We start from the raw sequence: 12,914 nt of genomic DNA, 5'->3' as shown, positions 1-12,914 counted from the left end.
TGGAACGCGGAATGCTTGGAAACTGGCACGTTCCGTGTGGAGTAGGGGAAAAGCTGGCGATAACCTCAAATGCTTACCTATTACTAACGGTTAGTGAAACAAGGGTTTTGAAACTTTATTCTAAAATTAATGTCTAATTTAAAAAGGGGGGAATACTTTGAAAAGAATTTATTTAATTGGTGTGATATGTATGCTATGTGCTTTAGTAGGTTGTAGTAATTCAAATGAAAGCAATACAGAACAAATTGATGCTTCAGGTGGTAATGAAAATTCCCAAGAAGTTAATTTGACTCAAACCGAGAAACCACCTTCATTAACAATTACTTTTGGCGAAAAAGTAATTAAAACAAGACAAGGTGGTTACAGTTGGAGTTATTTAGATTCAGAAGGACAAACGGTAAGTATAGAAGCTGATTCTATGCCGTCAACGGAAATAGTTAACGTAGAAAATGCGGCGAGTGTTAATCTAAGTGAACCTATCACGCTAAACTTCAAAAAGGAACCCCTAAATTATGAAATAAGAGTTTACGATAACAATGATGAGATGATGGCAACTTACAATAACTTTAAAGAAGTAAAGGAAAAAGGTAAGGCAATATATGAAGTTTTGGCAACTTGGGAAGAAGGTAAAGGTATATATGCGGTTGCATTAGATATTCAATGGTGAAGAATGTTCACAAACTTTGTGAATAAATGTACTTAAACTAACGGGTGCTTTACTTCAAGAAGGAGTAAAGCTTTTTTTCTTATTGAACTAAAGCAGCAGATTAGTTTTAGTAAATTTTTTTAAAACAATACCTTGCATTATTAAGTAATATAAATTATAACTATATTAGGAGGTGAGACAATTTGGAAGTAAACAAAGAAGTTCTAAAAGGTCATATTGATACTTTAATCCTATCGCTTTTACATACAAGGGATATGTATGGCTATGAATTAGCCAAATTGGTTCGAGAAAGAAGCGATGAACAATTTGAATTAAAAGAAGGTACGCTTTATTTGTCTTTAAAGCGATTAGAAAAGAATAAATGGATTGAATCTTACTGGGGCGACGAGCAAGGACCAGGTGGAAGAAGAAAATATTATAAACTCACGTCATTAGGTGAAGAAGGTTATAAAGAAAAGCGTTTGGAATGGGAATTTGTAAAAAAATTAATGGATTCGTTTTTGGAAGGAGGAAAAAAACATGAAGCAAATTGAAGCATTTGTTGATTCGGTTTATCAAAATGTAGGAGGAAATATAAAAGAAATACAAGAATTAAAGGCAGAGATGAAAAGCCATTTACTAGAGGCAGTTCACGAATTGAAAATAGAAGGAAAGTCTGAAAAAGAAGCAACTGAAATTGCAATAGAACGATTTGGCGGAGAAAAAGAAATGCGTTCGGTTGTAGGACAATTATTTAAAGCACAAAAAACATTTGCGAAATGGGTGCTATATACAGCGATTGCATTTCTTTTAATTTCCACTCTCATTTTTAGTATTGTAATGCCTATCGAAAAAAGTCAATTGGATCAAAGTAATCAGGTGGCTTCTCAAATTCTTAACAATTTAGGCGATAATGAAGTAATACCAACACTAATTGAAACTGATATTCAGGAAGTTGTACGAAGTAGTGGAAGAATTACTGGAATTAGCATATATGATCATGAAAAATTATTTTCATCTACTAATGAAAACGTTGAACCAATATATAGTTTTCGAGAAGAAGGCTTATTCAACATTTGGAATAATACGGGGTTCCTAACTTACAATGGATATGGAGAAAGTAACAATACCTGGCATATTAGTATTGAATCAAAAAGTTATGAAGGAACGGCTATCATTTTACTTTTAGTAGGCATCGTTGTTTATTGGACATTGTTTATCATATGGGCAACTATTAACGCCTATCATCATAGACGCTTAAATATTGGATGGATTATTGTATTTGCTTTATTAAATATCCTAGGTTATTTAATTTACAAATTGGTTGAAAAAAAGCGATTATCAAAGACAAATAGTTGATATTCTTGTTCAACTAACGGGTGCTTTAGCTAAACGAGACCATCATTTCGATGGTCCTTTTTTACGTCCAAAACATCAAGTGGATTTCGTCGTTCCCTTGTGAAATGTTACACTTAAACTAACACAGCAGGTTAGTGGAATAAGGAAATAATATTATTTTAAAGGATGATTATGTATGGATAAGGTACAACAATTTTGGAATGATTTTTGTTTAGCAAATCATAAGGAAGGGACCGAATATAAAGATGCATTTCAATTTGGAGCTTCTGCTGATTGGTTAGCCGATTTAGTTGTTGAGGGAAAGAAGACAGCGACAACTTCAGGTTTTGTGTTTTATGAGTTAGAAAAAGAAGCTATACCTCAAGCTGGTGAATATTATATTGTTCTAAGTGGTCAGGAAGATCCAGTCGCAGTCATTCAAATTCAATCTGTTGAAGTTGTTCCGATGAATGAGGTAACAGAAGAGTTCGCTTTAACAGAAGGAGAAGGGGATTATCGGTTTTGGTGGGATGCACATGAAAAGTTCTTTACCGAATTATTAAAAGAATACGATAGGGAATTCTCACCAAATATGTTAGTTGTGTGTGAACGGTTTATAAAAGTGTATCCAAAATAGAGTAGTTAAATAACTTTAGAGTCTTTGGGTAGATTAGTTCTTATTAGGAAAGTTGTTCAACTAACGGGTGCTTTACTTCAAGAAGGAGTAAAGCCTTTTTTATTAAAATAAAGCAGCGTTTAGTTTAATAAGGAATTTGAAATGTTATGATAATAGAATCTAAGATTACCTGTGGGGGAGCTTGAATGTTCGATAAAATAGATTACTTACAATTAGGGAACGAAAAACAAATCCGTGCTTATAAAGCTATTAGTAATTTAGGAATAATGGATAACTTATCTGAGTATCATCCTACACTATGTGGTACGTTTCCTCTTGGAATTGATATAGTAGGTTCGGACTTAGATATTATTATGGAGGTTGTTGACTTCCTGCCGTATGAGAAAAGGGTTGAAACATTGTATGGAGATAAAGAAAATTTCCATATAAAAAGGCTTTTAATTAGAGAAGTTTCAGTTGTTAAAGCAAATTTTATTTATGGCGGATTCGAATTTGAATTATTTGCTCAACCCCAGTCCGTAAAAGAACAGTATGCTTATCTTCATATGATAATTGAAAACTCTTTATTAAAGCAGTTTCCCAACATAAGAGCTGAAGTAACACAGCTAAAAATACAAGGGTTTAAAACAGAGCCTGCTTTTTGTAAAGTGTTAGGGTTAGAAGGAGATCCATATGGGAGTCTTTTAAATTACGGCAAACGTATGGGGATTATTTAACTACCTTATTTCACTAACGGGTGCTTTAGTTAGACAAGACCATCATTTCGATGGTCTATTTTTACGTCCAAAACATCAAGGAGATTTCGGTGATCTATTGTGAAATGTTACACTTAAAATGGGCAGTTTAGTTTAATAACGAAAATCATAATAACGCTCTGTATCTAAAGAAAAATACTAATTACTGCTAATTCTTTCAAAATATAATTTTTAGAAGACCAAATATAATAATAATGGTCTTTTTTTCAATTTTCCGAGAGTGTTTCTATTTTTTTTCGTTGTTATAAATGAAGGGAGTTGAGCAATTGACGGATTTTATAAGGAAGCTTCAACAGCGTAAGGAAAAGGCACTTGCCTTTGTGGTCGATACATATATGCCTTATGTAAAAGCAATAGCCAAGAAAATATTACAACACTCATGCGGAAATGGTGCGGTAGATGAATGTGTGAATGATGTATTTTTAGCAGTTTGGCAAAATAGCACTAAGTTTAATGGAGATGAACAGGAATTTAAAAAATGGATTGGTACGATTGCAAAATTCAAAGCAATTGATATGTATAGGAAACAGAAAAAAAATGAAACGGTCAGTCTTGAGCATACGAAGGAACAAGAGGATTACAAAAATGGAGAGCTACTTTATTTAAGGAAAGAGCAGAAGGAATCTATTTTAATAGAATTGCAAACATTACCCGATACAGAACGCGAACTATTTTTGATGAAATTTTATTTAGATTTATCCAATGGAGAGATTGCTGCTGCGTTAGGTATTACAAAGTCAGCTGTTGAAAATCGTTTGTATAGAGGAAAGAAAAAATTGGCAACATTACCTACGATAAAGGAGCGATTAGAATGAATGATCTACAAGAAATGCTTCAACTAAATATCGATGATATAGAGCCAGAGAGTGTGACAAAGATTGAGAAAAAACGTCTACTTCATAACATTTTGAATAAGAAAAAACATCGATTTCTTTATTATGCAGTAGCAGTTGGTTTAATGACCTTTGGAATAGGTTCTTCAGTATTGGTGCTTTCCCCAACGATTGCAGCTCAAATTCCAATTGTTCAAAACATCGTCGATTATTTTAATGGTGAGACAACACAATTTACGTATTTCAATGACTATGCAACGGTTATTGGCTCAATTCAAACGAGTAACGGTGTAACAATCGAAATTGGGGATGCAATTTATGATGGAACAACAGTCACTATTGCGTTTGCAATTGAATCTGAAAAAGAAGATTTTGGTGAACACCCAATTTTCGGAAGTCCAATAGTAACGAACGGAAACGTTCAAGGTAGTTCAGTTACATCGATTAAAAAAGTAACAGATACAACTTATGCTGGTGTTATTACCGTAACCCCTGAGTTAACCGGAGGTTCACCACGTACAGTAAGTCTTTCATGGTCACCCGGAAGTGTTTGGAATCTTGAAACGGACGAAATCATCGAGGGCGATTGGTCATTTGAATTCAAATTAAAAAAGATTAATGTTAAGGATATACTTGTGGACTATACAGATACAAAGAAAGATTTCATACTTAATGTGCCATCTGTAGATATAACAGGTTATACAATAAATATTCCATTTGAGATTGAAATGCCTTCAAAATACGAGCTGTCTAACTTACCATATAGTATTGAGTTTGAAGTGAAAGATGAATTTGGAAATGACTATGAAATGCTTACAAACTTAGCAGGTAGTACAACCAAACATGCAGCAAAGGGGTCCTATACATTTGCAAATTTGCAAAGTGGTTCTGATAGACTTACTATTACACCTAAGCTCATTCATGAAAATGAGGAAATATTGTTCGATTCATTTATAATTAATAACCCAGAAAAGTCAGGGAAATAGATTTAATTCGCGTGAGTGTTGAATTAAACTAAGAGTTTGTGAAAAAATGCACTTAAATATTTGGAGTGTCTTTGATTACGCATACCAATAGTTATTTCAATACTAAAGCGATAAATTTATTGATCACTGGTTGTTATGATATTGGTGGAGAAGTCATATTAGAAATTCATAATAATGTCACAAGCAGTTATTCTTTTGAGTGTAAGCCGAAATAGATTTAATTGTAAATATTCATTTTATCGAAGGAACTTAATTTAATTAAGCCCCCATTTCTTATTCAACTAATGGGTGCGTTAGTCAAATAGAGCAACGTCATTATGACGTTGCTCCTTTATATGTGCGCCCAGCATGGGCGTAATCTATAGGGTGAAAGTCCCGAACTGTGAAGGTAGAAGTAGCAGTTAGCTTAACGCAAGGGTGTCCATGGTGACGTGGAATCTGAAGGAAGCGAGCGGCAAACCTCCGGTCTGAGGAACACGAACTTCATATAAGGCTAAGTACAATTGGGTGAGTTTGCATAACAAAACAAAACCCTTTCTACCGAAGGTTGTACGGAGTAAATGAAGCAGATAGATGGAGGGAAAGATTACGTTCTTACCTGGGGAGATCTGATTGATGCGTCAAGTACACTTGATAACCTATCCAGTGATGGATAGCTGAACAATCAGAAGTCAGCAGAAGTCATAGTACCATCTGAACTCGAGAAGGATGGGAAGGGCTGAACAATTAAGAGAGAACAACATCTTGGCATTCAGTAAACTGTGCTGAACACAGATAACCGAGAAGGCATACTTGAGGGAGGAAATGGTGAATTCCATGGGGGACTTCAAAATGGTGTAGCAGAACTGGCATAAGAAGAAATGTTGTTCACGGAAAGAGGACTTAACAAATGTTAATGGAACAGATTTTGTCACGCGGAAATCTTATCACTGCTTTAAAAAGAGTGGAAAAGAATAAAGGAAGCCATGGTGTAGACGAAATGTCTTCTCAAGACCTGAGATGTCATCTCTATAAAGAATGGGAAGCTATGAAAATAGCACTCCTCGAGGGAACTTATGAACCGCAGCCTGTCCGCAGGGTCGAAATCCCGAAACCTGACGGAGGAGTGCGTTTATTAGGTATACCTACCGTAACAGACCGTTTCATTCAACAAGCTATTTCACAAATCCTTTCGCCAATTTATGACATTACATTTTCTGAACATAGTTATGGATTTCGACCAAATCGAAGTGCTCATGACGCAGTGAGAGAAGCGAAGCGTTATATAAAGGAAGGGTATCGTTGGGTAGTAGATATGGACTTGGAGAAATTCTTCGACAAAGTAAATCATGACAGACTCATGGGTACACTTGCAAAACGAATAGAAGATAAACGACTCTTAAAGTTAATCCGAAAGTTTCTGAAATCGGGCATCATGATGAACGGTCTCTTTAAAATGAGTGAAGAAGGAACCCCGCAGGGTGGCCCTCTTAGTCCGTTACTTTCTAATATTGTTTTAGATGAACTAGACAAAGAATTAGAAAATAGAGGTCATAAATTTGTCCGATATGCAGATGACGCTAATATCTTTGTGAAAACAAAGAAAGCAGGATATCGAGTGATGGACTCAATTACATCATTTATTGAAGGAAAACTTAAGTTGAAAGTTAATCGGAAGAAATCTGCAGTAGACCGTCCTTGGAAGAGAAAGTTTCTTGGATTCAGTTTCACTAATGGTAAGGAACCGAAGGTTCGTATTGCCAAAGAAAGTGTGAAACGAATGAAGAATAAAATTCGTGAGATCACTTCAAGGAAGAAACCTTACCCGATGGAATATCGAATAAAGAAACTCAATCAGTATTTAATGGGTTGGTGTGGATATTTTGCATTGGCAGATACGGCGAGTGTATTCAAAAAGTTTGATTCATGGATTAGAAGAAGGCTGCGTATGTGTGCTTGGAAAAATTGGAAGAAGCCGATAACTAAGATGAGAAAACTTATTAGTTTAGGCATTCCGAAAGGAAAAGCATACGAATGGGGAAACTCACGCAAAAGTTACTGGAGAATTTCAAAAAGCCCAATACTAGATAGAGCCCTCGGAAACTCCTATTGGAGTTCCCAAGGGCTCAAAAGTCTATCGATTTGTTATGAAACTTTGCGTCATTTATCTTAATTGAACCGCCGTATACCGAACGGTACGTACGGTGGTGTGAGAGGTCGGGAGTTAATCACTCCCTCCTACTCGATTTAAAAGTATTTCTGATAATACTCTTTCCTTAGTCTTCCGCTTAATTGAGCGTAGATCCTAGTTGTTTCACTTTTCTCATGCCCCATAAGACTTTGTATGACTTCAATAGGAGCTCCATTATTCATCAAATGAGTTGCATAGCTGTGTCTAAGTTGGTGTGGATGAATCTCTTTATTAATTTCTGCACGATTGGAGATCCGCTTGATGATATATCGCATTTGGGCGACGCTCATTCTATGTGGCTGCCTTGCTGTCACAAAGATGGCTGGATTATGGTCATTACGGCTTTCTAAATAGCGTTTAAGCCATATGTCACAACGTGTATTAAAATAAACTTCCCTTTCCTTATCGCCCTTTCCTCTCACGATTGCCGATTGATTGGACCAGTTAATATGGTTCTTTTCTAACGATACTATTTCTCCAATTCGACAACCTGTAGAAAACATGAATTCAAATATCGCTTTTTCCATAGCAGAATGACAGGATTCACGAAGGTGTTCAATCTCCCTTTCGGTTAAGTACTTAGGTATCCGCTTACCTACTTTTGGTTCTTTAATCTTGGAAGTTGGATTCCTACTTAGGAAACCTTCTTCATGGGACCAACGAAAAAATGACTTCAAAAAGCGGATACGATGTGCAAGACTGGCCGGTTATAAATGCTTGCCGGATATAGCGAGATATTCCTTAAGTTGATTTGTATCCAGCAATTTCATCTCTATATCCTTAAAATAATCAATTAGTAGCAAAGACTGTAACCTGTAGGCCTTCAATGTTTGTGGCGAAAAGCCCTCTATTCGCTTATCAGCCTCAAATGAAGCCCATGCTTTTGATAGTAACAACTCTATTCCCCCTAAAATAGTAATATTAAAAGGATTATTGCCAATTTAATAGAATTATAGACATAGGGTATTTTAAACTAACGCGGCAGGTTAGTTGAATAACAAAACCATTTGTAGCAAATAAAAAATGATAAAATGAAGTAAATGATAAAAGAAATCGGAGTGAATTATCTTGGATACAGAAAACTTAGCCTTAATTATAATAGATGTACAAAAAGCTTTTGATGATAAAAAATGGGGAGAGAGAAATAATCTAAGTGCAGAAGAAAACATTAGTAAGATACTAGCATTCTGGAGGGACAAAGGATGGAGAGTAATACATATTCAACATATGTCCGATAACCCACAATCTGTATTTTATCCAAAAAACGAGGGATTTGTTATAAAAGAAATGGTTAAACCCCTTGAAGCTGAATTAGTTATAACAAAAAAAGTAAATAGTAGTTTTATCGGTACAAACTTAGAAGAGTTTCTTAAATTAAATAATATAGCAAATTTAGTAATAACAGGCTTGACTACGCCTCATTGTGTATCTACGACTACAAGAATGAGTGGAAATTTAGGTTTTAATACATATCTTATTTCAGATGCAACAGCAGCATTTGGAATGAAAGACCAAAATGATAACTATTATGATGCCGAACTTATACATAATACCTCCCTAGCTACTTTAAATGACGAGTTCGCTACTATACTTACAACAGAAGAATTAATAAATCAAATAATCTAAGATAAAGTTTCTGGAACTCATGAGAGCTATACTTAAAAATCGTTAAGCTACTTAGGTGGCTCTTTTTCTTATTGAACTAAAGGGGCAGTTTAGTTGAAGAAGGATTTCTTGTCTGGAAAATATTAGATAAGCAGTTATTATTAAAGAACTTTAAAGGGAGATTTTTATGGATAATAAAATTGTTTTTTTCGATGTTGATGGGACTATTACACATCATGAAGATGGCAGCATTCCATACAGTACTATAGAAGCTATAAAAACATTGAAAAGTAAAGGAATAAAGGTTGTAGCAGCAACAGGAAGACCGTTATCAATGTGCAAGGAATTACAGGAATTGGGTATTGAAACATTTATAACAGCAAATGGAGGATACGTGAAACATAACCAAGAAGTTATTCATAAAGTACCAATGGATAAAAATATAATTCAAGAAGTTATGGAATTTGCCAAATTACAGAATAACGGATTGTCATTCTATACTGAAGAATTTAGTATGAATGGTGTAACAGAAACTGAGATTTTAAGGGCATTAAAGGAAACATTGTCTCTGAATGATTATCCTGAAACTAATCGTTTATTACATAATCAAGAGGTATTTTTATTGTGTTTGTTTGCAAATGATGAAACGGTTGAAAAGTACATACATAAATTCCCTCATCTAACATTTAAAAGATGGCATCCTTACGTGTTGAACGTTTTGAAGGAGGATGTATCAAAGTCATTAGCTATCATGAAAACTTTAGAGTTTTTTGGAATTGATAAATCGGATGCTATTGCTTTTGGAGATGGAGAAAATGATGTTGATATGTTGGAATTAGTAGGAATCGGTATAGCGATGGGAAATGCAAATGAAACATTGAAAAATGTTGCTGATTTTGTTACCAAAAAATCCAGTGAAGATGGCATTGAATATGCATTAAAAAAGTTTGAGATAATTTAGATTGTAATCCCTAGTTTCGAAACCATCTTAATGATCGCTTTTTTCTTATTCAACTCCCATGAAAATTAGTTCTTCAAGAAATGAAAAATGACAATACTTAAGAAGACCCCTACTTAATCGTTAAAAAAAAGAGGAGAGCGTAAATAAGTCTATGGATTACGGTTGACTGGATTAAGGTCAGTATCAGTATTGACACTTCCTAACCATTTTCATTCTCTGTGGTGCAGCATTTTTTTGTGCTGCATGGATGGCTAACGGGTGCTTTACTTCAAGAAGGAGTAAAGCCTTTTTTCTTATTGAACTAACGACGCAGTTTAGTTGAAGAAGAGAATGGAAGTTTTTATGTCGCATTTGACACATTAGGCGAATTAAAGAGGTAATTCATTTCAGACCATGTAGCTAAAGTTGAAGGTGAAGAAGCGGATATATATTCTATTTACTTCCTTTTTGTACAATCAAATAATTTTTTACAAGCATAATATAATCTAATTGTAATGATAAAGGAGACGATATATTTGTCATGTAAAAAAAGGAAAATAAGATACTATCCCACATTTAGAGTTTCCGACTGTCCTCTTCCTTGTCCTCCTGGACCACAAGGAGACCCTGGTGCTACTGGACCTGCTGGACCAGGAATTACCCCAGTTTATGGTTCACTGTATACCACGGGAAATGTTCTTGCTACAGGTAATACAAATGTTAATTTCGACATGATTGGACTCTCCAGTGGAGTAACACTAGATATCAATGATGGTCCTACTGGTAATTCTATTACTGTTATTAGCCCAGGAATATATAATATTTCGTTTTCAACTACAGTACGTATAGTTGGTGAATTTGAAGATGGAATACACGGTGAAATGGAATTTCGACTCTCTATTAGCGGAACTCCTAGCTTGCTACAAGTAATTGAATTTAAAACCTTTAATAGTGGTAATGATATTGTTTTTGAAGCCTATACATTATCAAGGACTGATCAATTAGCATTAGACCAAGGTGATGTTATACAAATTTTGATAGACCCAATTATAACTGGAGACATCAGTTATACAAATTCTGCACTGGTTGTAACAAAAGTTGCATAGTTTTCAAAAACAAAAAAGGGATTAAGAGACTGTTTAACTTTCCCCCTTTTTTGTACATGAAATAAAGTGTCTGTGGGAATTAGGATATCCACGCAGTACGACCATAATGTGTAATAGAAGACAAGGTTCTTATTCAACTAACGGTGCAGGTTAGTACAATAAGAGAAGGAGAAGTTTTATGTCGTATTTGAAACAAACTGTGCTTCAATTATTATTTCTCAAGACTACTTGATTAAGTAAAAATAAATAGCAAGTAAATAAATAATTATATATAACACAGCACAAATTCTATTAAAAATCATTAAGCAACCTTTTTCATTTCTTAAGAAAATTAATACTCCAAGAGCTATTAATACTGTCATGAGATATAAAGGATTGTAGGTTAGTTGAGATAGTAAAGTAGATAACGGTATTTCTGCTATGTCTGTCATATTCCCTCCGAATAAGTGAAATAAAATCATTTAATTATATCAGTCTTTTAAATAAGTAACCCATTGAAAATATTGGAAACATAATGAAGTGTTGAAAGTAAATAAAGAATAGTGGCAAATGCACAGTTCGACCATAATGTGTAATAAAAGAGAAGGTGCTTATTGAACTCCCATGAAAATTAAAAAACGCTCAAAATCTATAAAATTGCATAACAAATGAGACTCAGAAATAGCTTTTTTAAAAAAAGGCTGAGCCTTTAGAGTGATTATATTAAATTGAAAGTTAAATTAGGAATCAACTCCATTCTTCTTATAATAAAGGCGGCTGGTGCAGTAACCAGAGTAGGATTAATCTCCCATGAGTGCTACTCGTATAGAGTGCGACAGTCTGTGATGCACCGTGGTCGTTGGAGTCAGACTAACGGATGGGCTCAATGGCACCATAGTTCATCGACCTTCTTCGCCAGCCATACAAATCTATACCCGTTCTGAACCAATTTTCATCCTCTGTGGTGCAGCGTTTTTTGCTGCATGGATGGCTAACGGGTGCTTTAGTTAAAGATCATGGGTTGCTTAGGCAACTCTTTTTTCTTTTTAAACTAACGCAGCAGGTGTGCGGCCGAGCCTAGGTCGTATCATATAGCGGGTGGGATTCCCGTCGAGAAAGAACTAGCCATTCACTCGTAGCGAGTCTTGGAGGGCTAATGGTAACATTAGTCTTTAAGCGTAGACAGTTAGGTGGCGGGCCGAAAGCCAAATGGTTGAAGGGATTGAGCTCCATAATGTTAGTAAAACGAGAGGGTTGATGCCTTACCTGCGGCAGAAAACTACATTTTATTCTTCGTTAAAGGCAAGAAGGATAAAACCTCTCTGGGGTCAGAGACCTTGGCACGTCACACATGGATATGATACGGCAACTCGGGAGACCCTACCGGTCTCTTCTTCCTATAGTAGAGTATGGTGTACAAGCGATAATAAGTAAGGAAACCAAATGCCGTTGTAGGGAGTCGGATAGCAGCGTAGTACCAATGAAGTTGGGTAATGCCGATGGAGGAAAGGCTGCTACCAAGTTATCACCCTTACTAGGGACACATTTACTACACGCGGAGGTAGGAATACTAAATGGAAACAAAACTATTAAGGATAGCAGAATTAGCAAAATCTGATCCAAAAATGAAATTTACATCTATTGTACATTTACTAAATGTGCAATCTCTAGTTCAATGTCATCTTGAATTACCTAATAAGAAGGCAACTGGGATTAATGGCACAACTAAAGAGCAATACAGTGAAACACTAGAGGAAAATATAGAGGATTTAGTAAGTAGGCTTAAAAGTAAAAGTTATCATCCAGTTCCAGTAAGGAGAATGTTGTAACCGTCAAGTAGAATTGAGCAGTTTTCACAAAATAAGTTTAATCAATTTTCCACAATTAAGTTTGAGCACTTACTTCAGGAAACAAAGTTT

12 protein-coding genes and 1 pseudogene are annotated in these 12,914 nt (G+C 35.1%); 12 read left to right on the top strand and 1 reads right to left on the bottom strand.

What is annotated here, in order from left to right; translation table 11 throughout:
• The first annotated feature begins 157 nt into the window (after positions 1 to 157).
• The 8 genes from BMZ04_RS21350 (at position 158) to ltrA (ending at position 7,347) form a co-directional block, all read left to right on the top strand.
• Positions 158 to 667 carry a hypothetical protein gene (locus tag BMZ04_RS21350; protein WP_093277564.1) on the top strand — a complete coding sequence of 170 codons (510 nt, stop codon included), beginning with the start codon at positions 158 to 160 and terminating at the stop codon, positions 665 to 667.
• Between the two features lie 182 nt (positions 668 to 849).
• A complete protein-coding gene (locus BMZ04_RS21345; protein WP_093277561.1) occupies positions 850 to 1,200 on the top strand; it encodes a PadR family transcriptional regulator in 351 nt (116 codons plus the stop codon).
• On the top strand, positions 1,187 to 2,005 hold the full coding sequence (locus tag BMZ04_RS21340; RefSeq protein WP_093277556.1) for a permease prefix domain 1-containing protein: 819 nt from the start codon (positions 1,187 to 1,189) through the stop codon (positions 2,003 to 2,005). Before BMZ04_RS21345 ends, BMZ04_RS21340 begins: the two co-directional genes overlap by 14 nt.
• 175 nt (positions 2,006 to 2,180) lie before the next feature.
• Positions 2,181 to 2,621: an ASCH domain-containing protein gene (locus tag BMZ04_RS21335; protein ID WP_093277553.1), complete on the top strand. Its 441-nt coding sequence runs from the start codon at positions 2,181 to 2,183 to the stop codon at positions 2,619 to 2,621.
• Positions 2,622 to 2,806: 185 nt separating this feature from the next.
• Positions 2,807 to 3,337 carry a DUF4269 domain-containing protein gene (locus BMZ04_RS21330; protein WP_093277549.1) on the top strand — a complete coding sequence of 177 codons (531 nt, stop codon included), beginning with the start codon at positions 2,807 to 2,809 and terminating at the stop codon, positions 3,335 to 3,337.
• A gap of 305 nt (positions 3,338 to 3,642) precedes the next feature.
• A complete protein-coding gene (locus BMZ04_RS21325) occupies positions 3,643 to 4,191 on the top strand; it encodes a sigma-70 family RNA polymerase sigma factor (RefSeq protein WP_093277544.1) in 549 nt (182 codons plus the stop codon).
• Positions 4,188 to 5,195 (top strand): DUF4179 domain-containing protein, encoded by a 1,008-nt coding sequence (locus BMZ04_RS21320; RefSeq protein ID WP_093277541.1) that lies wholly within the window; start codon positions 4,188 to 4,190, stop codon positions 5,193 to 5,195. Before BMZ04_RS21325 ends, BMZ04_RS21320 begins: the two co-directional genes overlap by 4 nt.
• A gap of 889 nt (positions 5,196 to 6,084) precedes the next feature.
• Positions 6,085 to 7,347 carry a group II intron reverse transcriptase/maturase gene (gene ltrA / locus BMZ04_RS21315; RefSeq protein WP_093277538.1) on the top strand — a complete coding sequence of 421 codons (1,263 nt, stop codon included), beginning with the start codon at positions 6,085 to 6,087 and terminating at the stop codon, positions 7,345 to 7,347.
• A 74-nt stretch (positions 7,348 to 7,421) separates the two neighbouring features.
• Here ltrA and xerA read toward each other — a convergent pair.
• Positions 7,422 to 8,261: pseudogene (gene xerA / locus BMZ04_RS21310) on the bottom strand (site-specific tyrosine recombinase/integron integrase).
• A 172-nt stretch (positions 8,262 to 8,433) separates the two neighbouring features.
• Between xerA and BMZ04_RS21305 the strand changes: the two are divergent.
• From BMZ04_RS21305 to BMZ04_RS21285, 4 genes are all read left to right on the top strand, one after another.
• Entirely contained in the window at positions 8,434 to 8,991 is a 558-nt protein-coding gene (locus BMZ04_RS21305) for a cysteine hydrolase family protein (protein ID WP_093277535.1), read from the top strand.
• Positions 8,992 to 9,157: 166 nt separating this feature from the next.
• Complete coding sequence (locus tag BMZ04_RS21300) at positions 9,158 to 9,931, top strand: Cof-type HAD-IIB family hydrolase (protein WP_093277530.1); 774 nt, start codon at positions 9,158 to 9,160, stop codon at positions 9,929 to 9,931.
• 515 nt (positions 9,932 to 10,446) lie between these two features.
• Positions 10,447 to 11,016 carry a hypothetical protein gene (locus tag BMZ04_RS21295; protein WP_093277525.1) on the top strand — a complete coding sequence of 190 codons (570 nt, stop codon included), beginning with the start codon at positions 10,447 to 10,449 and terminating at the stop codon, positions 11,014 to 11,016.
• A gap of 1,553 nt (positions 11,017 to 12,569) precedes the next feature.
• A complete protein-coding gene (locus tag BMZ04_RS21285; protein WP_255368066.1) occupies positions 12,570 to 12,824 on the top strand; it encodes a hypothetical protein in 255 nt (84 codons plus the stop codon).
• The last annotated feature ends 90 nt before the right edge of the window (positions 12,825 to 12,914 follow it).

This window comes from Psychrobacillus sp. OK032, from assembly GCF_900111345.1.
Lineage (GTDB): Bacteria > Bacillota > Bacilli > Bacillales_A > Planococcaceae > Psychrobacillus.
Note: the sequence above shows the minus strand (reverse complement) of the source record. Positions and strands in the feature narration are given on the sequence as shown.